The 24,536-nt window shown below is 47.7% G+C and carries 25 protein-coding genes, 1 pseudogene and 2 riboswitches; of the genes and pseudogenes, 6 read left to right on the forward strand and 20 right to left on the reverse strand.

Annotated features, from left to right (window positions below; translation table 11 throughout):
* Window positions 1-2: 2 nt before the first annotated feature.
* On the reverse strand, window positions 3-989 hold the full coding sequence (locus MST20_RS18700; RefSeq protein WP_243944117.1) for a DUF3048 domain-containing protein: 987 nt from the start codon (window positions 987-989) through the stop codon (window positions 3-5).
* Window positions 990-1,017: 28 nt separating this feature from the next.
* A complete protein-coding gene (locus MST20_RS18705; RefSeq protein ID WP_243944119.1) occupies window positions 1,018-2,757 on the reverse strand; it encodes an adenine deaminase C-terminal domain-containing protein in 1,740 nt (579 codons plus the stop codon).
* A 125-nt stretch (window positions 2,758-2,882) separates the two neighbouring features.
* On the opposite strand from MST20_RS18705, the gene MST20_RS18710 reads away from it, so the two are divergent.
* Window positions 2,883-3,113, forward strand: a complete 231-nt coding sequence (locus MST20_RS18710) for a YgaP family membrane protein (RefSeq protein ID WP_020450448.1) — start codon at window positions 2,883-2,885, stop codon at window positions 3,111-3,113.
* Between the two features lie 27 nt (window positions 3,114-3,140).
* On the opposite strand, the gene MST20_RS18715 is transcribed toward MST20_RS18710, so the two are convergent.
* A complete protein-coding gene (locus MST20_RS18715) occupies window positions 3,141-4,364 on the reverse strand; it encodes a cytochrome P450 (RefSeq protein ID WP_243944121.1) in 1,224 nt (407 codons plus the stop codon).
* 104 nt (window positions 4,365-4,468) lie between these two features.
* Here MST20_RS18715 and MST20_RS18720 point away from each other — a divergent pair, with 104 nt between their 5' ends.
* The gene (locus MST20_RS18720) at window positions 4,469-5,077 is read left to right on the forward strand and encodes a TetR/AcrR family transcriptional regulator (RefSeq protein WP_243944123.1); all 609 of its coding nucleotides are present in this window, start codon (window positions 4,469-4,471) and stop codon (window positions 5,075-5,077) included.
* 49 nt (window positions 5,078-5,126) lie between these two features.
* Here MST20_RS18720 and purD read toward each other — a convergent pair whose 3' ends face one another.
* The 17 genes from purD to MST20_RS18805 form a co-directional block, all read right to left on the reverse strand.
* On the reverse strand, window positions 5,127-6,395 hold the full coding sequence (gene purD, locus MST20_RS18725) for a phosphoribosylamine--glycine ligase (RefSeq protein WP_243944124.1): 1,269 nt from the start codon (window positions 6,393-6,395) through the stop codon (window positions 5,127-5,129).
* Window positions 6,396-6,408: 13 nt separating this feature from the next.
* Window positions 6,409-7,947, reverse strand: a complete 1,539-nt coding sequence (purH, locus tag MST20_RS18730) for a bifunctional phosphoribosylaminoimidazolecarboxamide formyltransferase/IMP cyclohydrolase (protein WP_243944126.1) — start codon at window positions 7,945-7,947, stop codon at window positions 6,409-6,411.
* Window positions 7,944-8,531, reverse strand: coding sequence for a phosphoribosylglycinamide formyltransferase (gene purN / locus MST20_RS18735; RefSeq protein WP_243944128.1), 588 nt, complete (start codon window positions 8,529-8,531; stop codon window positions 7,944-7,946). The genes purH and purN overlap by 4 nt, the downstream gene beginning before the upstream one ends.
* Complete coding sequence (purM, locus tag MST20_RS18740) at window positions 8,528-9,568, reverse strand: phosphoribosylformylglycinamidine cyclo-ligase (protein WP_165426244.1); 1,041 nt, start codon at window positions 9,566-9,568, stop codon at window positions 8,528-8,530. The genes purN and purM overlap by 4 nt, the downstream gene beginning before the upstream one ends.
* Before the next feature lie 124 nt (window positions 9,569-9,692).
* Window positions 9,693-11,123, reverse strand: a complete 1,431-nt coding sequence (purF, locus tag MST20_RS18745; protein ID WP_243944130.1) for an amidophosphoribosyltransferase — start codon at window positions 11,121-11,123, stop codon at window positions 9,693-9,695.
* Window positions 11,099-13,327: a phosphoribosylformylglycinamidine synthase subunit PurL gene (gene purL, locus MST20_RS18750; RefSeq protein WP_243944132.1), complete on the reverse strand. Its 2,229-nt coding sequence runs from the start codon at window positions 13,325-13,327 to the stop codon at window positions 11,099-11,101. Before purL ends, purF begins: the two co-directional genes overlap by 25 nt.
* Window positions 13,311-13,994: a phosphoribosylformylglycinamidine synthase subunit PurQ gene (purQ, locus tag MST20_RS18755; RefSeq protein WP_243944134.1), complete on the reverse strand. Its 684-nt coding sequence runs from the start codon at window positions 13,992-13,994 to the stop codon at window positions 13,311-13,313. The genes purL and purQ overlap by 17 nt, the downstream gene beginning before the upstream one ends.
* A complete protein-coding gene (gene purS, locus MST20_RS18760) occupies window positions 13,991-14,245 on the reverse strand; it encodes a phosphoribosylformylglycinamidine synthase subunit PurS (RefSeq protein ID WP_003179532.1) in 255 nt (84 codons plus the stop codon). The genes purQ and purS overlap by 4 nt, the downstream gene beginning before the upstream one ends.
* Before the next feature lies 1 nt (window position 14,246).
* Window positions 14,247-14,963: a phosphoribosylaminoimidazolesuccinocarboxamide synthase gene (purC, locus tag MST20_RS18765; RefSeq protein WP_243944136.1), complete on the reverse strand. Its 717-nt coding sequence runs from the start codon at window positions 14,961-14,963 to the stop codon at window positions 14,247-14,249.
* 74 nt (window positions 14,964-15,037) lie between these two features.
* Window positions 15,038-16,333 (reverse strand): adenylosuccinate lyase, encoded by a 1,296-nt coding sequence (gene purB / locus MST20_RS18770; protein WP_243944138.1) that lies wholly within the window; start codon window positions 16,331-16,333, stop codon window positions 15,038-15,040.
* Entirely contained in the window at window positions 16,330-17,472 is a 1,143-nt protein-coding gene (gene purK / locus MST20_RS18775) for a 5-(carboxyamino)imidazole ribonucleotide synthase (protein ID WP_243944140.1), read from the reverse strand. Before purK ends, purB begins: the two co-directional genes overlap by 4 nt.
* Window positions 17,465-17,953 carry a 5-(carboxyamino)imidazole ribonucleotide mutase gene (gene purE / locus MST20_RS18780; protein ID WP_243944141.1) on the reverse strand — a complete coding sequence of 163 codons (489 nt, stop codon included), beginning with the start codon at window positions 17,951-17,953 and terminating at the stop codon, window positions 17,465-17,467. Before purE ends, purK begins: the two co-directional genes overlap by 8 nt.
* Before the next feature lie 136 nt (window positions 17,954-18,089).
* Window positions 18,090-18,192, reverse strand: a riboswitch (purine riboswitch).
* A 78-nt stretch (window positions 18,193-18,270) separates the two neighbouring features.
* The gene (locus MST20_RS18785) at window positions 18,271-18,468 is read right to left on the reverse strand and encodes an NETI motif-containing protein (RefSeq protein WP_243944143.1); all 198 of its coding nucleotides are present in this window, start codon (window positions 18,466-18,468) and stop codon (window positions 18,271-18,273) included.
* Window positions 18,468-18,989, reverse strand: a complete 522-nt coding sequence (locus MST20_RS18790; protein ID WP_369878949.1) for a DUF2179 domain-containing protein — start codon at window positions 18,987-18,989, stop codon at window positions 18,468-18,470. The genes MST20_RS18785 and MST20_RS18790 overlap by 1 nt, the downstream gene beginning before the upstream one ends.
* A gap of 219 nt (window positions 18,990-19,208) precedes the next feature.
* Window positions 19,209-19,397 (reverse strand): hypothetical protein, encoded by a 189-nt coding sequence (locus MST20_RS18795; RefSeq protein ID WP_243944145.1) that lies wholly within the window; start codon window positions 19,395-19,397, stop codon window positions 19,209-19,211.
* 108 nt (window positions 19,398-19,505) lie between these two features.
* Window positions 19,506-20,261, reverse strand: coding sequence for a BAR domain-containing protein (locus MST20_RS18800; RefSeq protein ID WP_243944147.1), 756 nt, complete (start codon window positions 20,259-20,261; stop codon window positions 19,506-19,508).
* Between the two features lie 217 nt (window positions 20,262-20,478).
* Window positions 20,479-21,801, reverse strand: a complete 1,323-nt coding sequence (locus MST20_RS18805; RefSeq protein ID WP_243944149.1) for an NCS2 family permease — start codon at window positions 21,799-21,801, stop codon at window positions 20,479-20,481.
* Between the two features lie 133 nt (window positions 21,802-21,934).
* Window positions 21,935-22,036: riboswitch (purine riboswitch) on the reverse strand.
* 141 nt (window positions 22,037-22,177) lie between these two features.
* Between MST20_RS18805 and MST20_RS18810 the strand changes: the two are divergent.
* From MST20_RS18810 to MST20_RS21450, 4 genes and pseudogenes are all read left to right on the forward strand, one after another.
* Window positions 22,178-22,414 (forward strand): annotated as a pseudogene (locus MST20_RS18810) (ATP-binding protein); the annotation flags it as partial.
* Between the two features lie 322 nt (window positions 22,415-22,736).
* The gene (locus tag MST20_RS18815; RefSeq protein ID WP_243944151.1) at window positions 22,737-23,090 is read left to right on the forward strand and encodes a MerR family transcriptional regulator; all 354 of its coding nucleotides are present in this window, start codon (window positions 22,737-22,739) and stop codon (window positions 23,088-23,090) included.
* Between the two features lie 23 nt (window positions 23,091-23,113).
* Complete coding sequence (locus MST20_RS18820; protein WP_243944153.1) at window positions 23,114-23,932, forward strand: SDR family oxidoreductase; 819 nt, start codon at window positions 23,114-23,116, stop codon at window positions 23,930-23,932.
* Between the two features lie 420 nt (window positions 23,933-24,352).
* A complete protein-coding gene (locus MST20_RS21450) occupies window positions 24,353-24,481 on the forward strand; it encodes a response regulator (protein WP_411801785.1) in 129 nt (42 codons plus the stop codon).
* Window positions 24,482-24,536 lie beyond the last annotated feature (55 nt).

The following is a 24,536-nucleotide window of genomic DNA, read 5'->3' on the forward strand; positions in this document are numbered from 1 at the left end:
CTTTACACACCTTCTCCTTTGCTAATAGAAACCTTGCTGAGATCGGGAACGATATTGATCCACGTTTTTCCCGGCACAAGCGGAACGGTCTTGCCGTCCGTCTTCGGTATGATCCGGCCGTTTTCGTTCTTCCAGCTGATCCGATGGACTTCCCCGTTTTGCAGAAGGAGTCCTTTTCCGCCTGAACGAAGGTCAATATCCCTTCTCCCGTACGCATCTTTCATATGATGTTCGGCTTCCGCTATTAGAATGTTTTGAAGAACAACCGGTTCTTCTGTTTCAAGGTCTGTTGTCAAAACACCGTCTGACTTTCTCACATAGCCTTCAACCTTTTTATCATAACCATATTCGACACGGTTTGTAACGGATTTTGTTCCGTAATCTAACCGTATAGAATAAAGCGCATCCGAAGGTTTGTCAGGGCTTGCTTTAAAAGTGAGCGGTTCTGTGCGGGTTTCGATGGCATATCCTTTGTCATCTGCTGCTTGCTTTACGTTTTTATATGACGTGTACGAATTATGCGGCGCTTCCCGAAAATCGGCCCTCCAAAACAGGCTACCGTCGTAATCCATTCCATTGATATGATCGGCGTCGCCGTTCAACAGGCGGCTTTTTGCACCCGGACTCCAGCCGTGATGCACCAAGAGGCTGTCAAAACCGAGAGCCAAATCAATGAAATACTCCCGGGCGCTGCGGACTGGGCCAACCGCTTCAGGCATGTCGCTTTGATAGATCGCCAACAATCGTGTGATCGGTCCTTCACTGAGAGCTTCAATGACAATGTCAGCCTTGCTTAATCCCGACTGCGGCCGTGCTTTTGAATGATTGTTCACCACAACGGCAATGGGCCGCTGCCGAATATCTCCGTCCGCCTTCAATCCTGTCAGCGGATGAATGTTCTTTTCCTTTTCCTGCTGTTCCTGCGACTGGCACGATGCAAGCAGTAAAAGAGAAGCAAAACATAGCAGTACTCTTACATATCGATTCACCATAGATTAGCTCCCGCTCTTTTATATTTTAACGCATTATCGATGGAAAGAGTACAGTTTTTTTCATCACATCAAAGATCCCTTTCGGCGTCACCCTGATATAAGGCAGATGAGTGCTTTGCAAAAAGAGCAGGGTGTAGATCGGGTCGTCAAACGTATAGCCTCTTTCAAACAAAAGCTCTTTTAACGCCTTTTCCCTTTCAAGCACCTTTTCATACGTCTCATTTGATGCGCCGCCGCTTAAATGAAGAGGAATTTCGTGCAGGATTTTTCCGTTTTCCGCTAATACGATACCTCCCCCGATTTCTTTCATCCGCTTAAAGGCCAAAAGCATGTCTTCCTTGTTTTTGCCGACCATGATGATATCTCCCGTTGTCGAATAGGAGCTGACGAACCCTTGGACGCGGGTTGCAAAGCCTTTCAGCATCGTATTGACACGCCATTTTCCATATTTGTCGAACAGCGAGAGATAGCTTTCATCATGATCAAATGAAAGCTGATTGACAGAGTTGTCAATTTCAATCGTATAAGGCTCCATAATGACGGAATTCCTCATTTTTAAGCCGAGCGGCATGGAAAACTGCAAGTCATCCATCGTTAGATCATATGAAAGGTTCAGAGGGACAAGACCCCCTTTTTGCCAATCCGGAACTGAAAACGCATTCATGTTTGTACCGCCTGATTTGATCAGCCGACCTTTTGCCAAAACTGTCTCCGGATTCGGTTCATCAGGGCTATTCAAAATGTTGAGCGTCGCGTATCTGCCCGGTGCCACCACACCGAGGATATCCTCCATATGGTAATACTTAGCGATATTAAACGATGCCATATTATAGGCGTCGATCAGCGGCACGCCCTCTTCGATGGCAATTTCAATCAGCTTGTTTGTCATACCTTCTTTATAAAAGTTCGGTGTTGCGCCGTCCGTTGTATAAAACATATGGTCATAATGGTGAAAGCCTTCTTCGTGCAGCTCGCGCAAAATCTTTCGCAAATCAGGGCGAATGGAAGACTGCCTCAAGCCGACGTGGTATCCAAGTGTAAGCCGCTTCAGCACTTCCTTTCCAGTCATGGCTTCATGATCTGCGTCAGCGCCGAAAAGCTTCATCTTCGTCAGCGTTTTTTCCGATGCCCCTGGGAAATGGCCCTCGATCCGCTTTCTCCTTCTTTTCGTGCACTGCATGCAATGAAGGAGCAGATCATCGCCGTCCAAGAGGCGCGGCCAGCCTGTCATTTCTCCTCCCTGGATGACGTCCGGGTGTTCTCCCCAACGTTTTCGGTAATCGATCGATAAAATTTGATCTTCATTCAACACTTCAGTCTGCAAGTCATACCTTGACCACCAATAGTAGTGGACAGGCTGTTTTTTCAGTTCTTCCAATATAGAAAACGCTTTCTTTTTTCCGCAATGCAAAAGCAGAAACAAGTTGTCATTTACGAATGTCGTCGTTCCAAACTGTGACACATATTCAGCCAAAGTTTGGGGATTATAAATTTGAAAAGGATGGACATGCGGCTCAATATACCCGGGTACAATGTATTTTCCTTCACAATCTATTGTAGTTTTAACAGCCGTCTTCGGCAAGTCACGGCCGACGTAAACGATTCTGTCATGATGAATCCATACGTTTGCCAGAATCCATTGCTTTACATACGGGTTCAGTACAGAGGCATTTCGTAAAAGGAGCGTTGGCTGCAGCCTTGAACTTACAACATCAACTTGCGATCTGATGTGTTTGTTTTTCCAAATTAAGGTGCGTTCGGACATTCACATACTCTCCTTTACATGTAATGATCCTATGTTAACACATTTACTATCGTCACGCATTACCAATCCGTTACAATTTTTCGAAAAAACACTTTATTTAATTATTTAAATAGGAGGAATGAAGTATGAAGCAAAACATCGGACTGTTTGACGCCGTTTTTCGCATTGCCTGCGGACTGACGATCCTGTCGGCGGCAGCGGCAAAGTTTACGAGAAAACCGTGGTGCAGAATGACGCTTTTCTGCATGTTTATGGGGGCGATGAAGGCCGCTTCCGGCATCTTGCGATTTTGTCCCATGACGTATGTTTGCCAAACGTATATGAAGCAACAGGGAGAGGCTGGCGAACAATCGTAAAAAGCACCTTTTCGGGTGCTTTTTTAATTAGTTAGGCGCTGTTTCCCCTGCTGATTTCACCCGCAGATGGAATTGTTTCAAGCCGTACATGCTGCTGTCGGCCATCGGCGCGATCGCAAGCTTTTCCATCGAGGAATAATGCTTCAGAAGCGCCTCAAGGGCTATCGCCGCTTCCAGCCTCGCGAGCGGAGCGCCTAAGCAGAAATGGATGCCGTGGCCAAATCCGATATGCGGGTTCGGATGACGGTGAATATCAAATTCGTGCGCCCTCTCAAATTTCGCTTCATCACGGTTGGCAGAAGCAAGGAAAGCGACGACACCTTCTCCTTTTTTCAAACTCACTCCTCTGATCTCGGTATCCTGTTTAACGAAGCGCACGATCATCGGCGCGGGCGCCCGGAAACGGACGGCTTCCTCGACAGCCTGCGGAATCAGTTCAGGATGCCTGGCAAGCTCGTCATACGCACCCGGGGTTTCGAGAATGCTGTAGACCGCATTTGAAATCAAATTCGTCGTCGTTTCATTCCCCGCCAGCAAGAGCAGGTTGCAAAACGGAACCAATTCATCAGGGGAAAGCTTGTCCCCTTCTTGTTCAGCTTTGATCAAGAGCGAAATCAAGTCATTGCCGAGGTTTTGTCTTTTCTCTTCGATCATCTTTTCAAAAAACGCGGTCAGCTTTTCTTCACCTTGATCTCTGATGTTTTTCCACTCGTTCACGTCTTCTTGCCGATCGCTCTTCGGCAGGCTGACCAACACGTCGGACCATTCTTTGAAATGATGCTTGTACACTGAAGGAACGCCGAGCAATTCCGAAATGACGATGACGGGCAACGGATATGAAAAATCCTGTACAAGGTCGATCTCTTCCTTGCCGCGGATTTGAGCGAGCAGTTCATTCGTCAGTTCGCGAATGCGCGGCTCCCACTCTTTCATAACGCGCGGAGTAAAAGCCTTGTTGACGATCGATCTGATTCTCGTGTGTTTCGGCGGATCCATGCTAATCAACGTTTTCGCAAAGGTATTGCTAGCCCCAAGCTGATGGAATTGATTTGAAAAAAAATCTTTGTCGCTGATCACTCTTTTGACATCGTCATAGCGGAACACGCTCCACACTTTGCTGTCTTCATCATAGTGAATCGGTGATTCGGTGCGCATTTTTTCATACCATGGAAACGGATCGTACGGGTCTTGTCTGTTTTTTCCGTTAAGCAGCGCTTTCTGAATGGGGTTCTGCTGTTTTGTTTGACTCATTCGCTTCACTCCTTCGGTTCTTGTCAGCTGATTCATGAAGTTCAATATGTTAGTTTAAAATTAAAAGAATCCACCGGATCATTCAACCAACAAGTGGAAAAGAAGTGTCGAAAAAGTTTGAGGAGGCGGCTGAAGTGGCTGACAGCTACCGCGGGGACAAGCGGATTACAAAATCGAAAACAAGTTTAAAAAAAGCCTTGTTTGAACTGCTGGCTGAAAAAGAATGGGGAAAAATCTCTGTACAGGATATTACGCAACGGGCAAATTTGAATCGAACGACATTTTATCAGCATTATCAAGATAAATACGATTTGCTTCATCAAAATTTGAGAGACATGTTTGAAGCGATGAAAGAGGATATTTTTTCGCCGCTTGATATAGATTGCAGCGGGGAAAAGCCTGAAGCGTACTGGTATGTGCTGCGTTTTTATCAGCATTTACAACAGAACTGCGCTGATTTTGCGATTATCATCAACAGAAGATATGAGCTGAACATTAAGGAGCTGCTCAATGATTTTTGGAATGACAGCTTTTTGACGGGAATCAAAAAAACAGCAGCTGCTGATACTAACCGTTCAGTGCCTCTTGATATCGAGCGGCGATTTGTGATTTCCGCCTTTGCGGGCACAGCCGCATGGTGGCTTGAAAACGGCATGCCTTATCCGCCCGAATTGATGGCTGAATCGTTGATCAAAATGATCCAAAAAAATTGACGGCAAAAAAAGAGACAAAACGGGTGCTCCCGCTCTGTCTCTTCACCGGTTATTTCTGTGCTGCCTTGAGCGCACGCGCGCCGATATCCGTCCGGTAAAACAGCCCCGGTTTTCTTACTCGTTCCACCGCTTGATAGGCAGCTTCCCTCGCCGCTTCAAACGTCCCGGCAAACGCCGTGACATTGGCGACGCGGCCGCCGTTCGTCACAAACTGATCGCCGCTTTTTTTCGTGCCTGCGTGAAAGACGACAGTCTGCTCCAAACTAGGATCAAGCGTGCCGATCGGCGCGCCTTTTTCATAGCTTTCCGGATAGCCGTCAGATGCAAGAACAACGGTGACTGCCGCCGTATCCTTCCATTTCAGTTCCACTTCTTTGTCCGCGAGGAGGTCAAGCAAGACTTGAACAAGGTCTGATTCAAGACGCGGCAGTACGACCTGGGTTTCCGGATCTCCGAATCTCGCGTTGAATTCGATCACTTTTGTTCCTTTTTCGGTCAGCATGAGGCCGGCATACAAGACTCCCGTAAACGAACGGCCTTCTTTAATCATCGCTTCTGCCGCCGGCTCCAAAATCGTTTTAACGGCGTCTTCAACGACCGCATCCGAAATCTGCGGCACCGGGGAATATGCGCCCATTCCCCCTGTATTCGGGCCTTTGTCTCCGTCAAATGCCCGCTTGTGATCTTGCGCGATCACCATCGGATACACTTTTTCCCCTTTGACAAAAGCCATCAGCGAAAATTCTTCACCGCTCAAAAATTCCTCGATCACGACAGAGGCGCTTGCATCGCCGAACTTTTCATCTTCTAAAAAGTCATGCAGACACTGAACCGCATCTTCCTTTGTCATCGCGACTGTGACGCCTTTTCCGGCGGCAAGCCCGTCGGCTTTGATGACGATCGGAGCGCCTTTTTCCTCAACATACGCCTTTGCTTTTTCAAAAGATGTAAACGTTTCGTATTCCGCTGTCGGTATCTGATATTTTTTCATCAGATCTTTGGCAAACTGCTTGCTTCCTTCAATCACCGCTGCTTTTTTCGACGGACCGAACACCGGAAGGCCCGCTTCTTCAAATGCATCAACAAGCCCTTCGATTAAAGGAACCTCAGGACCGACAATCGTCAGTCCGATATTGTTTTCCTTTGCGAAAGCGAGAAGCCCTTCGTGATTGCCTTCGTCAAGATCAACGAGTACGGCGGTCCCGGCCATTCCGTCATTGCCGGGCGCCGCATATACAGTGCCGACTAGAGGGCTTTGCGCCGCTTTCCAGGCGAGCGTGTGCTCCCTGCCGCCTCTGCCGATAATCAATACGTTCACGCTGGTCACTCCCTTAATGTTTGAAATGGCGGATTCCGGTGAACACCATCGCGATCCCGTATTCATCCGCTTTTTGAATCGAATCTTCATCACGAATCGAGCCGCCCGGCTGAATAATCGCCGTCACACCGGCTTTAGCCGCTTCTTCGACCGTATCAGGCATCGGGAAGTAGGCATCTGATCCGAGCGCGCTTCCTTTCGCTTTCCCGCCCGCTTGCTCAATTGCGATTTTCGCGGAGCCGACGCGGTTCATTTGCCCGGCGCCGACGCCGATCGTCATATCGTCTTTTGCCAGAACAATCGCATTCGATTTGACATGCTTCACAACTTTCCAAGCGAGCTTCAAGTCAGCCCATTCTTGTTCGGTCGGCTCCCTTTTCGTCGGAATTGTGATGTTGGCGTCGTCAAAGCCGTGCATATCCAGATCCTGAATCAATAGCCCGCCTTGAACAGATGTCAGCTGCTTTTCGTTTTTCATAGGCTGATTAACATCGAGGGTCAAGAGACGAAGGTTTTTCTTGGATGTTAAAATATCAAGCGCTTCTTGGCTGAATGCCGGCGCGATAATGATTTCCAAAAAGATTTTGTGAAGCATTTCAGCCGTCGCTTTATCCACTTCGCGGTTCAAAGCGATGATGCCGCCGAAAATCGACGTTTCGTCAGCGGCGTATGCTTTGTTAAACGCCTCTTCGATCGTATTGCCCGTCCCGACACCGCAAGGGTTCATATGCTTGACGGCAACCGCAGCCGGCTCGGTGAACTCGCGGACGATTTGAAGTGCTGCATCCGCGTCTTTAATGTTGTTGTAGGAAAGCTCTTTTCCATGCAGCTGTTCAGCTGAAGCGATTGACCCTTTGACAGGGAGCGCGCTTTGATAAAAGACTGCTTCCTGATGCGGATTTTCGCCGTAGCGGAGCGATTGCTTTTTCTCAAAAGTGACGGTGAACTGTTCAGGCTCTTTTTCACCGGTTACGTTTGTTAAATAGTCAGCGATCAACGCGTCATATGCTGCCGTGTGGCGGAACACTTTCGCTGCCAGCTCGCGTTTTTTCTCAAGAGAGACGCTGCCGTTTTCTTTCAAGTCGTTCAGTACAGGGCTGTAGTCACGGGGATCGACGATGACCGCCACGTCCTGATGGTTTTTCGCTGCTGCGCGAAGCATGCCTGGACCGCCGATGTCGATATTCTCAATCGCTTCTTCGAATGTGACGTCTTCTTTAGAAACCGTTTCTTTAAACGGATATAAATTAACAACGACAAGGTCGATCGGCTGGATTCCCTGTTCATTGAGCTGCGCCATGTGTTTTTCGTTGCCGCGCACGGCAAGAAGCCCGCCGTGAATATTCGGATGAAGGGTTTTCAGACGGCCGTCCATGATTTCGGGAAAGCCCGTCACTTCAGAAATGCCGATGACGTCAACCCCGTTTTCCTGAAGAAGTTTGCTTGTGCCGCCTGTTGAAATCACTTCAACGCCAAGCTCTGTCAATTCTTTTACAAAAGGGACAATGTTCGTTTTATCAGATACGCTGATTAATGCGCGTTTGATCGTCATTTCTTTTCACCTCTGCCATTTAGTTCAAGAAGCTCTTTAATTACTTCAGGATAAAGCTCATGCTCCAATTTGTGGATCTTTTCTTCAAGAGACGCGAGTGTTTCGCTTTTTTCAAGTTCAACGGCGCGCTGGGCGATAATCGGACCGGTGTCCATGCCTTCGTCTACATAGTGAACTGTGATGCCCGCCACTTTCACGCCCGCTCTGTACGCTTGTCCGATCGCGTCGATGCCGGGAAACGCCGGCAGGAGCGACGGATGGATGTTGATGATTTTATTCCGGTAAGCCGACAGAAGCGTATCGCCGATCAGTCTCATATACCCCGCCAGGACAATCCACTCTGCTCCGTGGAGGCGGAGCTGTTCAACGATCACTTGTTCAAAAGCCGCTTTATTTTCGAACGATTTCGGCTGGAATGCGAACGACGGAATTCCGGCTTTTTCCGCTCTTTCAAGCACTTTCGCATCGGGCTTGTCAGAGACGACAAGGACGATTTCGGCATCCCAGTTCTCTTCTCTCATTCTTCTTGCGATCGCTTCAAAATTCGTTCCGCTTCCTGATGCAAATACCGCGAATTTTCTCATGAAAGACCGGCACCGCCAAACTCAACGCCGCTTCCGGCTTTCACTCTGCCGATGAGATAGGCTTTTTCACCGTTGTTTTCGAGCGTTTGAATCACGTCTGTCATATCCTCTTCTTTCACCGCAAGGACAAACCCGATTCCCATATTGAAAACATTGAACATTTCCTCGGACTTCAGGCCGCCTTTCTCCTGAATGAACGGAAAGACAGGAGGGACGGGCCATGATCCGATGTCGATTTCAACACCGAGGCCATCGGGCATCATGCGCGGCAGGTTTTCGATAAAACCGCCGCCGGTCACGTGCGCCATGCCGGCGATTTTGCCTGATTTCACCGCTTCAAGGACAGGCTTGACATAAATTTTCGTCGGCTCTAAAAGCTCTTCGCCAAGAGGCCGTTCAAAAGGTGTATACGTCTCATCAAGGTTCAGACCGGCATCTTCAAGAAGAACTTTCCGAACGAGAGAGAAGCCGTTGCTGTGAAGTCCGCTTGAAGAAAGTCCGATTAAAAGGTGCCCTTCGCCGATGTTTTCGCCCGTGACGATGCCATCTTTTTCAGCGGCGCCGACCGAGAACCCGGCAATATCGTATTCATCCTCTGTATAAAGACCCGGCATTTCCGCCGTTTCTCCGCCGACTAGCGCTGATCCTGACTGTACACAGCCTTCTGCGACGCCTTTTACAATCTCTTCAATTTTGACGGGATCGGCTTTTCCGACCGCAAGGTAATCGAGAAAGAACAGCGGCTCCGCTCCTTGAGCGAGCACATCGTTGACACACATAGCGACGGCATCGATGCCGATCGTGTCATGCTTGTCCATCGCAAAAGCGAGCTTAAGCTTTGTGCCGACACCGTCCGTTCCCGAAATCAGAACCGGCTGTTTGTACGGCAGTTCTGACAGGTCAAACATGCCGCCAAATCCGCCAAGACCGCCCATTGCGCCAATTCGCTTCGTTCTTTCCACATGTTTTTTCATTCGTTTTACGGCTTCATATCCGGCTTCAATATCAACCCCGGCGTTTTTATAGCTTTCAGACAACACAATCCACTCCTTATTCCGCGCTTGTCCATTCGTAATATTCAAAATCAAAAGAGCAGCCGCATCGCTTCTGCTGCCCTTTATTCATTTCAGGAGGCGCGGCGCTTCAAGAGCGCCGGCCGGTTTATTTTGTCAAAACGGCTTCTTTCACGTGAGGAAGAACCGTATCCTGATAAATCTCGGTCGGGTATTTTCCTGTAAAGCAGGCCATGCACTGCCCGCAGTTTTCGTCTTCATATTGTCTTCCGATACCGGAAAGGAGTCCATCAATGCTCAAGAATGACAATGTATCGGCGCCGATTTCCTGACGGATTTCTTCCACTGAATGGGAGGACGCGATCAGTTCTTCATGCGTTGATGTGTCAATTCCGTAAAAGCACGGATGGGCAATAGGCGGGGAACTGATTCTGACGTGCACTTCCGTCGCTCCGGCTTCGCGCAGCATCGTCACAATCCTGCGGCTCGTCGTCCCTCTCACGATAGAATCGTCCACCATGACGACGCGCTTGCCTTCAACGACCCCGCGGACGGCTGACAGCTTCATTCTCACGCCCTGCTCTCTGAGCGACTGTGACGGCTGAATGAACGTTCTGCCGACATAGCGGTTTTTGATCAGTCCGAGTTCGTAAGGAATTCCCGTCGCTTCGGCATAGCCGATCGCCGCTGAAATGCTTGAATCCGGAACCCCTGTCACCACATCTGCTTCAATGCCTGATTCTTCAGCAAGCTTTTTGCCGAGATTCTTTCTCGCGCTGTGAACGTTAATGCCGTTAATATTGCTGTCAGGTCTTGAGAAATAAATGTACTCCATGCTGCAGATCGAGCGGTTGATGTTGATGGAGAACCGCTCTGACTTCATGCCTTCATCATTGATGATCAGCATCTCGCCCGGCTCTACATCTCGCAAATATGTCGCGCCGACCACATCAAACGCACACGTTTCAGAAGCGACGACGTACGCGTCGCCGAGCATTGCGACAGACAGCGGTCTGAGTCCGTTCGGATCAAGCGCCACGATCATTTCCTTTTCCGTCATGATCAGGAAAGCATAAGCGCCTTTCAGCATGGAAAGAGCGTTTTTGATCTGATCTTTCAACTCGAAGTGGCCGCTTCTTTTAATTAAGTGGGCGAGCACTTCCGTATCAGAAGACGTTTGAAAAATGCTGCCCTGGTTTTCAAGCTGCTGTTTCAGCTGAGTGGCGTTTACTAAGTTTCCGTTGTGCGCAAGCGCAAGGCTGCCGTTGTTTTGCGAATGGAAAAGGAACGGCTGGACGTTTTCGAAGCCGCCGCCGCCCGCCGTTGCATAACGGACATGGCCGATCGCTCCCTTTCCTTTCACCTTTTTGAGCTCGCCGTTTTGAAAAACTTCGGTAATCAGCCCCTGGCCTTTGTGGGCGGACATTTTTTCGCCGTCTGTCGCGACGATGCCGGCGCCCTCCTGGCCTCTGTGCTGAAGGCTGTGAAGGCCGTAGTACGTAATTTGCGATGCTTCTTCATGCCCCCAAATCCCAAATACCCCGCATTCTTCATTTAAGCCTTTGATTTCAGCAAGCATGGGATAGCTCCTTTCCATGCGCTTTCGAGCTCTTCTGTCTGCGCATGAATCCATTGTTGTCCTTCTTGGCTTTGAACAGCCAGCGTGCTGTCTGACGTTACTTCACCGATGAGCTCGGCGTCTTTGACAAGCTTTTCGAACGCTTCTTGATGCTCTTTTTTCACAGAGACGATAAACCGTGATTGTGTTTCACTGAATAACCATGCAGGTTCGCCTGCAAGCGTCACATTGGCGCCGAGTCCTTGAGAAGATATGACGCTTTCCGCCAGTGCCACGCCGATGCCGCCTTCTGAGACGTCATGCGCGGACTGAACGAGTCCGGTGCGGATCGCTTTCAGAAGCGCTTTTTGACGCGCTTGTTCGACTTCCAAGTCAATGGCAGGCGCTTTGCCGTAAATCTTTCCTTCGGACAGTTTTTGCAGCTCGCTTCCGGCGAACTCAGGGAATGTTTCGCCGATGACATAAATCAAATCGCCCGCTGCTTTAAAATGCTGAGTCGTAATATGGTCCGTATCTTCGATCAGTCCGACCATTCCGATGACAGGTGTCGGGTAAATCGCGCTTCCGTTTGATTCGTTGTAAAGAGAGACGTTTCCGCCGATGACCGGTGTGCTGAGCACGTTGCACGCCTCGCTGATCCCGTCTGCCGCTTTTTCGATCTGCCAGAAAATCTCCGGCTTTTCCGGATTTCCAAAGTTGAGGTTATCCGTAACGGCAAGCGGTTCCGCTCCGGAGCAGACGATATTGCGGGCCGCTTCCGCGACAGCGATTTTCCCGCCTTTTTCCGGATCGAGGTACAAGTAGCGGGCATTACAGTCCGTTGTCATGGCGAGCGCCTTTTTCGTGCCGCGAATCCGCAGGACGGCTGCATCAGAGCCCGGTGCGACAACCGTGTTCGTCCTGACCATGTAGTCATATTGGTCATAAACCCATTCTTTGCTCGCAATGGTCGGCTGCTTTAGGAGCTCGAGAAGCGTTTCTTTCGCATTTTCGACTTTTGGCGCAGGGACGTCTGTTTCAAGGAATTCTTTATAATAAGCCGGAACTTTTGACGGCTTATGGTAAACCGGCGCTTCCTCTGCAAGCGCATCAACCGGAAGATCGGCAACCATTTCCCCGTTGTGGAAAAGGCGCAGCATCTTGTCGTCTGTCACATGACCGACAGCCACAGCTTCAAGATCATACTTGTCAAAAATATCGATGATTTCCTGTTCGCGGCCGCGTTCGATGACTAAAAGCATGCGCTCCTGGGATTCGGAAAGCATCATTTCATACGGCGTCATCCCTGTTTCCCGCTGCGGAATCAAGTCAAGGTTCATCTCGATGCCCGATCCGGCTTTGGACGCCATTTCCGCGCTTGAACTTGTCAGTCCTGCCGCCCCCATGTCCTGAATACCGACCAAGGCGTCTGATTTGATGACTTCCAGACACGCTTCAAGAAGCAGCTTCTCCATGAACGGATCGCCGACTTGCACAGCCGAGCGCTTTTCTTCTGATTGGTCAGACATTTCTTCTGAGGCGAACGTGGCGCCGTGGATACCGTCGCGCCCCGTTTTCGCGCCGACGTACATGACCGTATTGCCGACGCCTTTCGCCTGCCCTTTTTTAATATCTTCATGATTGATTAAACCGACACACATCGCGTTGACAAGCGGATTGCCTTCATAGCAGCTGTCAAACTGAACTTCCCCGCCAACGGTCGGAATGCCGATGCAGTTTCCGTATCCGGCAATGCCCGCGACTACTTCTTCAAACAAGTACTTCACACGCGGTGAAGTGAGTTCGCCAAACCGGAGAGAGTTCAAAACAGCGATGGGACGCGCGCCCATTGAAAAGACGTCGCGGATGATGCCGCCCACACCCGTTGCAGCTCCCTGGTACGGCTCAATCGCTGACGGATGGTTATGCGATTCGATTTTGAAGACAACCGCCTGATTGTCGCCGATATCGACGATTCCAGCGCCTTCCCCCGGCCCCTGCAGGACGCGTTCGCCTTTTGTCGGGAACTTTTTCAGGATCGGCTTGGAGTTTTTGTAGCTGCAGTGCTCTGACCACATGACCGAAAAAATCCCGATTTCCGTATAGTTTGGAAGTCTTCCGAGAATCGATTCAATCATGGCAAACTCGTCATCACTGACACCCATTTGCTGATAGAGTTTCTCTTCCTTAATTTGTTCTTGACTTGGTTCAAGCAGTAGCGACATGAGTTTCCCTCCAATTTTTCACGATAGATTGAAACAGTTTAAGACCGTCGGCGCTTCCGAGCAGAGAATCGACTGCGCGTTCAGGGTGAGGCATCATGCCTAATACATTGCCTTTTTCATTGACGACGCCTGCAATATCGGCGACGCTTCCGTTGATATCCGTTCCGTATGTGAAAGCGATTTGGTTGTTTTCTTGTAATCCGGCAAGCGTTTCTTCATCACAGTAGAAGTTTCCTTCGCCGTGAGCGACCGGAATCGTGATAGATTCGCCTTGGCCGTAGGAAGATGTAAAAATCGTTTCATTGTTTTGGACGACCAGTTCAACCGGACGGCAGATAAATTTCAAATCTTTGTTGCGTCTCATCGCGCCCGGCAAAAGACCGAGCTCCTGCAAAATTTGAAAGCCGTTGCAGACGCCGAGCACCGGCTTTCCTTCTTGAGCCGCTTTTTTGACGGCCGGCATAATGTTTGCGAAGCGGGCGATCGCGCCGCATCTTAAATAATCACCGTATGAAAATCCTCCCGGAATGAGGACGCCGTCATATTCATCAAGACTTGTTTCTGTATGCCAGACGCATTCTGCTTCTTCGCCAAGCTCATCCTTGATCGCGTGGAACATATCGATATCGCAGTTTGAGCCCGGCAGCACAATCACCGCAAATTTCACTGTGCGACAACCTCCTCGACTTCGTATCTGTAATCTTCAATCACCGTGTTGGCCAAAAGTTTTTCGCACATTTCTTTGACGAGAACGTCAAGGTCGCGGTCCGATTTTTCGATGGTGAGCTCCATGTATTTGCCGATGCGGACGTCCTGAACTTCTTTATAGGACATGCTGTGCAAAGCATGCTGAACGGCGCTCCCCTGAGGATCTAAAACACTCTCTTTTAAGCTGACATACACTTTCACTTTGTACATATTACATGCCTCCAAGTCTTTTGAATATTTCTTCGTATGCATCCATCAATCCGCCCAGGTTTCTTCTGAACACATCTTTATCAAGCTTTTCATTCGTTTCTTTATCCCACAGCCGGCACGTATCCGGGGAAATCTCATCGGCCAGCAGGACCTCGCCGTCTTTATCGAGTCCAAACTCAAGCTTGAAATCTATCAATCTGACACCGCAAGCCGCGAAAATCGTCTGCAGCTCATCATTTACCTGTCTCGTAATCGATTTGATTTTCTCCACCTGTTCAGGCTCAGCCGCGTTTAAAATCCGGATATGGTCTTCTGTGATCAGCGGATCGCCGAGCGCGTCATCCTTGTAGTAAAACTCGATAATCGGCTGCCCCAGCTCCGTGCCTTCCGGAATGCCGAGCCTTTTGGACATGCTTCCGGCAACGACATTGCGGACAACGACTTCAAGCGGGATGATCGTCACTTTTTTAATGAGCTGCTCCGTTTCAGAAATTCGTTCAACAAAGTGGTTGTTGATTCCCTTCTCGTGAAGCCTTGTGAAAATCAGGCTGGAAATTTCGTTATTTAAACGGCCTTTTCCGTCAATCTCGGCTTTTTTTTCTCCGTTAAAAGCCGTCGCCGAGTCTTTGTATTCGACAAACAACGTGTTGTCATCATCCGTCAGGTAAATCCTTTTCGCTTTTCCTTCATATAAAAGTTCATTTTTCACAATATTCACAGAAGGCCTCCTAACCCGAATGTTGGAAATATTTCAGCATTTAGACCCCCGCCTGTTAAAGCGGGCGGTCGATTCTACGCTAAGCCTAAACGTTCAAAAATATAGTCGACGTTTTTCAAGTGGTAATTGTAATCAAAGCAGTCGTTAATTTGTTCCGGAGACAGCCGGGACGTTATTTTTTCCTCAGCCTCGACAAGCTGGCGGAACGGTACTTGTTTCTCCCATGCTTCCATCGCTTTAGGTTGAACGGTGTCATACGCTTCTTCGCGCGCCATGCCGGTGTCAATGAGTGCGAGAAGGACGCGCTGCGAGTAGATCAATCCGAGTGTGCGGTCCATGTTGCGCTTCATGTTTTCAGGGAACACGGTCAAATTTTTCACAATGTTGCCGAAGCGGTTCAGCATGTAGTTCAGCGCGATCGTCGCATCAGGCAGGATGATGCGCTCTGCTGATGAATGCGAAATGTCGCGTTCATGCCAAAGCGGTACATTTTCATAAGCGGTCAGCATGTAGCCGCGGATGACGCGCGCCATTCCCGTCATGTTTTCCGAACCGATCGGATTGCGCTTATGCGGCATAGCAGATGAACCTTTTTGGCCTTTTGCGAAAAATTCTTCGACTTCGCGGGTTTCGCTTTTTTGGAGGCCGCGGATCTCAACGGCGAATTTCTCGATGCTTGTCGCAACTAGAGCCAGTGCAGCCATGTAATCGGCGTGGCGGTCGCGCTGCAGCGTCTGTGTTGAAATCGGCGCCGGTTTTAAGCCGAGCTTCTCACATACGTACTGCTCGACGAATGGATCGATGTTCGCATACGTTCCGACGGCGCCTGAGATTTTGCCGACTTCGATGCCTTCTTTCGCTTGCTTGAAGCGTTCCAAGTTGCGCTTCATTTCTTCATACCAAAGGGCGAGCTTCAAGCCGAATGTCGTCGGTTCTGCATGCACGCCGTGTGTGCGTCCCATCATGACCGTATATTGATGTTCCTTCGCTTTTTCTTTCAAGATGTCAACAAATCTCTCAATGTCCTTGAGCAGAATATCGTTCGCCTGTTTTAATAGATAAGAAAGAGCGGTATCGACCACATCTGTTGATGTCAGTCCGTAGTGCACCCATTTTTTCTCTTCGCCAAGCGTTTCCGATACGGCGCGGGTAAATGCGACGACATCGTGACGCGTGTCCTGCTCGATTTCCAAGATGCGGTTGATGTCAAATGACGCTTTTTCCCGCAAAACCTTCACATCTTCTTTCGGAATGACGCCGAGCTCAGCCCAAGCTTCACAAGCCAGTATTTCAACTTCCAGCCATGCTTGGAATCTGTTTTCATCCGTCCAAATCGCAGCCATTTCCGGTCTTGAATAACGTTCGATCATTGTTTTCGTCCTCCATCTCTTTCAATCCACTTTTCTGTCATCTTCCCGATCCATTCATTGTCGGGTGTTCTTAAAAATGTGATGTGCCCCATTTTGCGGCCTGGTTTGACTTCATGCTTTCCGTATATATAAAGCTTCGCTTCTTTTAATAGTTCGGGATCTTCTTCAGCCATATACACTTCGTCTCCGAGAAGGTTTACCATCATGCCTTCCTTCAGAAGGTCCGTTTTGCCGAGCGGCAGTCCGCAGACAGCACGGATATGCTGTTCAAACTGGCTCGTTTCACAAAGATCAAGGGTGTAATGGCCGGAATTATGCGGCCGCGGCGCCAGCTCATTGACGAGAAGTCCGCCGTCTTCTTTCAGGAAAAGCTCAACGGCCAGCGTTCCGACAAGCTGAAGCTTTTCGGCAAGCTTGAGGGCAAGTGCTGCCGCTTGTTCCTGAACCGCTTCATCGACCCGTGCCGGGACGATACTCTGGAATAAAATATTTTGTTTATGAATGTTCTCTGCCGCCGGAAAAACGGTTGTCTCTCCGTGAACCGATCTCGTCACGATCACGGACAATTCCATTTTGAAAGGAACCCAGCTTTCCAAAATGCATGTGCCGTGCTGTAAAAGTGCTGCGGCTTCGCCAATTTGTGCTTGTTGTTTCAGGACGTACTGCCCTTTTCCGTCATACCCGCCGCGGCAAGTTTTCAGCACCGCCGGAAGACCGAGATCCGCGACGGACGCTTCCAGTTCCGCCCGGTCGTGAATGATTCGGTACGGGGCGACTTTGCAGCCCGCTGATTCAATCGCTTTTTTCTCGGTTTCCCTGTTTTGCGTAAGGAGCAACAGCTCGCTCCCCTGTGGAAGGTAAGCGTGCTCTTTCAGCCAGTTCAGCGCATCATAATCGATGTTCTCGAATTCGTAAGTGATCACGTCGCTCGCTTCGGCAAGCTTCCGTATCGCTTCCCTGTCATTATAGGCAGCCGTGATCTCAAGGTCTGCGACCTGGCCGCACGGTGATGAAGGAACAGGGTCAACCACAGCGATTTTATAGCCCATTTGTTTGGCCGCGACCGCCATCATTTTGCCAAGCTGTCCGCCTCCGATAATGCCGATTGTCGCTCCCGGAAAAATCGTTTGTTTATTCAAGCTGATCACTGCTTTCCAACACGGTTTGTCTGATGCTTTCCCTTCGTTCATCCAATCTTCCGGCAAGCTTTTCGTCAAAAGCTGACAAAATCTGCGCCGCAAGCAGTCCGGCGTTAACCGCTCCCGCTTTGCCGATAGCAACGGTCGCAACGGGTACACCGCCCGGCATTTGCACGATTGAAAGCAACGAATCGAGGCCGTTCAGCGCTTTTGACTGAACCGGCACACCGATGACGGGCAGCGTCGTTTTGGCTGCGACCATTCCCGGCAGGTGAGCGGCTCCGCCCGCTCCGGCAATGATGACTTTCAAGCCTCTTTCCCGCGCCGTTTCGGCATATTCAAACATTAAATCAGGCGTCCGATGTGCGGAAACGACCTTTTTTTCGAACGGAATTCCCAGTTCATCGAGTATGCCGCAGGCATGTTTCATCGTTTCCCAGTCAGATGTGCTTCCCATGATAACACCAAGAAGAGGCTGCATATCTTTTTGTCCCACCTTTAGCTGTTATTCTTCGCAAATAAAAAACCCGGCATGTATTGCATTTGTAGGAAGCAACACAAACCGGGCATGGCGCGTGTATCGTCAGTTAGTCCGCTTCTCGCGATCTCCATGTCAGTTTATTGTCCACTTTCCTGCATAGTCCGATGATTTACGGTCATCGGGTAGAGACTTATGGGCCATATTCCCAAGATTATATGAGGATGTGTTTTCATGTCATGTTTATCTTAACAACGGACTGTGATAATGTCAACGACATTATCGAACGATAGTATATTTTGTTGTTCTAATGTTCGGGTTTAGAGTAATTTCCCTTCGAATATAATTTTTCTTCCGCACGGAACAACCTGAATCGTTCCATTTTCCTTTGTTTCTTTGAAGACCGGCTCCTCCATTCGGCGCACCGGTGTATAGCCTTCTTCCTGCATCTTCGCCAACACGGATTCGATCGTTTCGCCTTCCGTTACTTCAAAGCGCTTTTTTTTCGGCTTTGTCATTATTCTTTAATTCTCCTTTTCTTTACGGCTTTCACCCAGAATCCGCCGTGTATCGTCTTCGGTTCATAGGAAATGATAAATGCTTTTGAATCGATTGATTTAATCGTTTCGTACAGCTGGAGTTCGTATTTTCTCGGCGTCAAAATCTGCATCGCCGTTCTGTCTCCCTCAAGTCCGCCGACGACCCAGTGGGTGACGCCGTAGCCTTTTTCCCTGAGCTGTTTCGGCAAATCCAAATCAAGCTCTTTCGTAATGGCGTTAACGGTAATATAGCCCAAAGCGAGCTTTTCTTCAATTTTCGTGCCGACGATGATGCCGATTCCAAATCCGACCGCATAAGCGATCACGTTTTGGATTTGATTTAAATTATCTAGAACGAGCCCCAGCCCGACGACGTAAACAAGCATTTCGATTGTCCCGATAAAGGCGGCGAGATACCGCTGGCCTTTAAGAGTCAGTATCATTCGAAGGGTTAAAAACGTGACGTATATAATATTGATAACCAGAATAATTCCAACCATGATCACACCGTTCAATAGTGCTGAGTGAAGCAATTGAAATCCCTCCTTTAGATGCAAAGCAATCATATTCTACTAGAGAAATTCTCCATACACAATCCTGTAATGGCCCTGCTTCACCACAAAATTTTTCGACATTGCTCACTTCCATCAGTTTACCCTTTTTCTGCCGGTTTCAAAGCATTGAAACGCAATTAAAAAAGACGTTCAAATGAACGTCTTTCAGAGTCGGTGCTTATGATCCCGCTGACAATCTGCTTCGGATTCGTGCAGCTTGCGGTGCTCCTTTTCCAAATCGCTCAGCGTGTATGACGAGAGGTCTTTCAAATTGTCCAGCCGTCCTGATTTTGCAAGCTGCCTGATTAAATACTCCTTTTTTTGCTTTACGGCTTTTCGAAGAAAGTTAGCCATCAATCACTCCCCCATCTAATTGGTTAAAATATATATTATTCTTATGAATCAACTCAGAATTAATGCGGAGAAAAAACCGGTTCTTCAAGAAGAACCGGCTATATCTCCTTAAACCGGGATTAGCGACGACAACAAGTAACCGCCTATCAGCTTCCATGTTGCCGCAACGAATACCAATTCAAGCAAAAAGACGGTAAACACACAGTACATCAGGTCAAACCGCGCTTTTTCGCTTTTTTCATAAATCGATTGAATCAGCGTAAAAGTCCCGAATGTCAATCCCATAAAGATGACGATTGAGAGAATCACCGTCGCGGCCGTGAAGTTGATAATCGCGAATATCATCCACAAAGCGGCGGGGACGATAAACGGCACCAATAGAGAACCGTACTTTGCCGTGATATCGAAAAAAGAAACTTTATACCTGAGCATAAAATTCGATACAACCCAGCTCGATGCAGCCATCCAAAACATGAAAGCCATGCAATAGATAAACACAACCAAAAACACTTCCAGGAACGGCACTGACACGCCGAACCCGAGAATTCTCCCCCTGCCCGCAAGCAGCTGATAAAAGTTGCCGAGCGAAAAGAAAACGGCTAAAAGCGTCATTGAAATAACGGAATACTTAAAATAAGACCGGTCAAAATCAAGTGCGCTGCGCACCGGGGATTTTAAAATATCGAGCACAAAGCTGAAATAGCGGAACAAAGCGGCAATCACGCTCTCCATCACCGATTTGACTTTCGCCGCGGACGGATTCGTCTCCTTGCTTTTCTTCGCTTTTTTCCGGGAATTCCTCGACATCCTCGAAGCAGGTTCTTCTATATCATCTTCATTTCGTTTGTGATGTTCTTCAATCATATAAGCAACTCCTATTCTATTCAAAAGCTTTACATAAATGAAAAGCACTTTTATAAATTACATAAGCTGTGTGAAACAGTCAAGACAAACCTCTTTTTATCATAGATGCGGCAGCCCTTATATATGACGAAAAACGAAGGGGGAAGGTTCCGTTTTTAATGATTGGAAAATAAAAAAGGCTTGTCCAAATGAACAAGCCTTTTTCGCACAGCACACCTTATTTCAAGAAAATGAAATAAAGAATGAATACAACAGCCAATCCGTACATAATCGGATGGATCTCTTTTGCTTTGCCTTTAAAGATCATCGTGATCGGGTAGAAAATAAATCCGATCGCGATTCCGGTGGCGATGCTGTATGTCAGCGGCATCGCGATCATCGTTAAGAATGCGGGCACCGCAATCTCAAACTTCGTCCAGTCGATTTTGTTGAGATTCGCCACCATCAGCACGCCGACGATGATTAAAGCAGGCGCCGTCACTTGCGAAGTGATAACGCTGAGGACAGGCGAGAAGAACAGCGACAGCAAGAACAAAACGCCTGTTACGATCGCCGCAAAACCGCTTCTCGCTCCGGCCGCTACCCCGGCACTTGACTCAACATAAGCGGTCGTAGTCGATGTACCAAGGATCGCTCCGGCAACAGTTGCGGAAGAATCGGCAAGCAAAGCCCTGCCAGCACGCGGCAGTTTGTTATCCTTCATCAAACCGGCTTGTGATGCAACACCCACCAATGTACCGGCCGTATCAAAAAAGTCGACGAATAAAAACGTTAAAATGACGACAAGCATCTGCACCGAAAAGATATCATGAAGGTGGATAAAGGCTTGTCCAAATGTCGGCTCTAGGCTAGGAACAGCACCGACAATTTTGTCAGGAACGTCAATCTGACCGAAGATCATGCCGACAATCGCCGTGAGCAGCATACCGAAGAAAATGCCGCCATTCACGCGCAATACCATTAAAATGACAGTGATGATCAGTCCGAAAACAGTCAAAAGAACGGGACCTGAATGAATATTTCCAAACGACACAATGGTATCCGGGTTGGATACGACGATTTTGGAGCCCTGCAAACCGACGAAAGCGATAAACAGACCAATTCCCGCACCGACAGCCATTTTCAGCTCATAAGGAATCGAATTGATAATTTTTTCCCTCAAACCGGACAGCGAAAGAGCGATAAAAATAAGTCCGGAAACCATAACGCCGGAAAGGGCCGTCTGCCATGGAATCTGCATGTTCAGAATAACGGAGAATGCAAAGAATGCGTTAAGCCCCATTCCGGGCGCAAGGGCGATCGGATACTTCGCAAGCAGCCCCATGATAAAACAGCCGACCGCTGCTGAAACCGCTGTTGCTGTAAAGACCGCGCTTTGATCCATTCTCAATGCATCCGGGAAATTTTCCACCGACGCCAGAGAAAGGGTAAGCGGGTTGACGATCAAAATATATGCCATGGACAAAAATGTGGTGAGTCCGCCGATCATTTCTCTCCGATAGTTTGTACCCAATTCTTCAAACTGAAAGTAACGCTTCAAAATGGTATACTCCTCTCGTTTGTCTGTCGCTTTTATTGTTTCATAAACCTTTGCTTTTAAACAAAAAACGCCCCAATTGGCGGGACGCTTGACTACGGCATATTTCATACTGAAAAAATGTTTTTTTCATGGACAAAATATTGTATACAAGCGTAGTCAAGCTATTTACGGTAGCTTGGTAGAAACTTATGGGCCATATCCCCATGATTATACGACAAGTCTTTTTTGAATTACTATACTATTGTAGCAATATCTAACGCTGAACACAATAAAAAAACGAACATTAATGATTTTAATGTTCGCTTCGTTCGTTGTTTTTCCAGATTCTGACCGTGAATCGTTTTTGAATAAAACACGATTTATCATGATATCGTATTCCAGTGACAGTACAGAAATTAAGAAAACCCTTCAATTTTTGGTTTCGATTCCGAGATGAAGCCAATCAATGACGACTTAGAGAATTGGAAAATGGGCAATGCCTTGTGCAGGATTTATATGGACGGTTGAGATTATTCAAGTTCATCCTGTTTTTGAAGATTTATTTGCAGCCTTTGACACCAGACCACCTGTCGCAGAAAGGCAGAAAGATGGTATGGATGACAGTACTCATTAGTGCGGTCATTTTTTTATTGTTTCTTTCCCTGTTTACCGTTACACAGGCTGCTGGCTTGGTGGATGATACGGTTCCTCTCGTTTGGAGTCTCGACAACAAAATGCAAAAAAGATGAGCGGCAAAACCCGCCCCGGGAATAAATAATACCTGGAGCGGGTTTTTCGGTGTGGTTCTGCGCACTTGGCTTCGCGGTACAGTTCTTCCATCGAGCTTGATCGTGATGAAAGCCTTGACCTAGAGCGCACTCTAGGTGATAAGCTATTATTAATTTCATGATGAAAGGAGGAATGTCCAATGTTCAAAAGAACGGACGAAATCTTCTATGGCCCTTCAAATTAGTCAGCTTGCGAGAGAGACCGGATTGTCTATTCACACTCTTCGTTACTATGAAAAGGAAGGGATTCTTCCACCCGCCAAACGTAATGAAAACGGTATTCGCATATTTGATTCGGAAGACATTGAATGGATCAAATTCGCCTGCTGCCTTCGTGATTCAGGAATGAGTATTGCCGAAATGAAGCAGTTTGTGCAACTGGTCATAAAGGGAGATGAAACGAAAACTGAACGTATCCAAATGCTTCAATTACAAATTAAACGTATCGAAGCCCAATTCGAACAATTAACCCACTTCAAGGAAAACATTCAATACAAAATCGATTTATATTCCTCTCAGTAGGAGTTTAAAGGAGGCGCCAGCCCATGAAAACAATCATGATCACCGGTACATCAGCAGGAATCGGAAGAGCTACAGCCTTACATTTCGCAAATAAGGGATGGAACGTTATTGCTACTATGCGTTGTCCTGAAAAAGAAACGGAGTTGACCAAGGTTCAGAACGTGTGGGTTACCCATCTTGACGTTGAAAACAAGGAATCTATCCAAACTGTAATCGAGCAAGGGATATCAAAATTCGGGGAAATCGACGTCGTTGTAAACAATGCAGGTTACGGTGCATTTGGTATCTTTGAGGCTGCAACGGAAGAACAAATTCAAAGACAGTTTGATGTCAATGTTTTTGGCCTGATGCGGGTAACCAAAGCGATCCTGCCTCATTTCAGAAAGAATCGTAAGGGAGTTATTATCAACGTTACCTCTGAGGGAGGCAGAGTCACCTATCCGTTGTTTTCGCTTTATCATGCTTCCAAATATGCCGTAAACGGATTCACTGAGTCTCTACTTTATGAACTGTCTCCATTTAATATACGGGTAAAGATTGTGGAGCCGGGGCCCACCAAAACCGAGTTCACGGGCAGATCTAGGGATGCTATTCAGGATACTCGGTTGACAGATTATAGTGAATTCGAGCAAAAAATCAATTTAATGTATCAAAGGCTGTTCGACCCTGAACAAATCGCTTCTCCGGAACTTGTTGCTGAAGTTATCTACAAGGCGGCAATCGATCCTTCCCGCCAACTGAGATATCATATCGGCTCTGACTTGATGATTGAACGCGAAGAACTAAACGATAATGAATTTATCGGCAAAATGGCTCAAAGATTTGGTATTGATATCGAATAATTTTCAGCATTCCATGTGCATCTCCTATTGTGCAAAGACAGAGACGAACAGCCTTCTGGTAAATGGGCAGGCTGTTCGTCTTTGTCTTTGCTCTTCCCGTCCATCACCCCACACAGTCAAGTGGTTAAATAGTCATTGGAGGGTAAAGAAAAAAGAAAAACGTCTTCGATGTGATAGAATTTGACGATACTCAAAACCCGGCGCTCGGCGAAAAAAGCTAACGAAAAACTAACAATTCATTTGATATGAGATAACTGTTGAATTGTAAAGATGTGCGTATATAAAAATAATGCATGTTGAAGATGAAGAAATGCTTTCAGCTATCGTTGCAAAGGGACTTCGCAAGGCAAGTTATGCGGTTGATACAGTTTTAATGGTGAAGAAACTTTAGAATATTACTAAGTTAATGAGTACGATATTATCGTTTTAGACTTGAATATCCCCAAAATAGACGGGCTTGATGTATTGCCGACAATTCGCAAAAAGGATACAGATACAAAGATTTTAATTCTGTCTGCAAGAGCAAAAATTGACGAAAGAATGCCATAACTGTCCCATAAAAAATATAAAAGCCCTAAAAACCCAGTATTACCAAGGGTTTTTA

This window comes from Bacillus sp. B19-2 (assembly GCF_022832475.1).
Taxonomy (GTDB): Bacteria; Bacillota; Bacilli; order Bacillales; family Bacillaceae; genus Bacillus; species Bacillus paralicheniformis.

Bases quoted from the DNA above. Each gene is read 5' to 3' on its own strand.
- purL (WP_243944132.1), bottom strand. From the start codon at position 13,327: ATGTCGCTACTGCTTGAACCAAGTCAAGAACAAATTAAGGAAGAGAAA.
- purB (WP_243944138.1), bottom strand. From the start codon at position 16,333: ATGATCGAACGTTATTCAAGACCGGAAATGGCTGCGATTTGGACGGAT.
- MST20_RS18795 (WP_243944145.1), bottom strand. From the start codon at position 19,397: ATGGCTAACTTTCTTCGAAAAGCCGTAAAGCAAAAAAAGGAGTATTTA.
- MST20_RS18785 (WP_243944143.1), bottom strand. From the start codon at position 18,468: ATGACAAAGCCGAAAAAAAAGCGCTTTGAAGTAACGGAAGGCGAAACG.
- MST20_RS18820 (WP_243944153.1), top strand. From the start codon at position 23,114: ATGAAAACAATCATGATCACCGGTACATCAGCAGGAATCGGAAGAGCT.
- purF (WP_243944130.1), bottom strand. From the start codon at position 11,123: ATGCTTGCTGAAATCAAAGGCTTAAATGAAGAATGCGGGGTATTTGGG.
- purE (WP_243944141.1), bottom strand. From the start codon at position 17,953: ATGCAGCCTCTTCTTGGTGTTATCATGGGAAGCACATCTGACTGGGAA.
- MST20_RS18815 (WP_243944151.1), top strand. From the start codon at position 22,737: ATGGCCCTTCAAATTAGTCAGCTTGCGAGAGAGACCGGATTGTCTATT.
- purH (WP_243944126.1), bottom strand. From the start codon at position 7,947: ATGACGATCAAACGCGCATTAATCAGCGTATCTGATAAAACGAACATT.
- MST20_RS18710 (WP_020450448.1), top strand. From the start codon at position 2,883: ATGAAGCAAAACATCGGACTGTTTGACGCCGTTTTTCGCATTGCCTGC.
- MST20_RS18705 (WP_243944119.1), bottom strand. From the start codon at position 2,757: ATGTCCGAACGCACCTTAATTTGGAAAAACAAACACATCAGATCGCAA.
- purN (WP_243944128.1), bottom strand. From the start codon at position 8,531: ATGAGAAAATTCGCGGTATTTGCATCAGGAAGCGGAACGAATTTTGAA.
- MST20_RS18715 (WP_243944121.1), bottom strand. From the start codon at position 4,364: ATGAGTCAAACAAAACAGCAGAACCCCATTCAGAAAGCGCTGCTTAAC.
- MST20_RS18800 (WP_243944147.1), bottom strand. From the start codon at position 20,261: ATGATTGAAGAACATCACAAACGAAATGAAGATGATATAGAAGAACCT.
- MST20_RS18790 (WP_369878949.1), bottom strand. From the start codon at position 18,989: ATGGTTGGAATTATTCTGGTTATCAATATTATATACGTCACGTTTTTA.
- purS (WP_003179532.1), bottom strand. From the start codon at position 14,245: ATGTACAAAGTGAAAGTGTATGTCAGCTTAAAAGAGAGTGTTTTAGAT.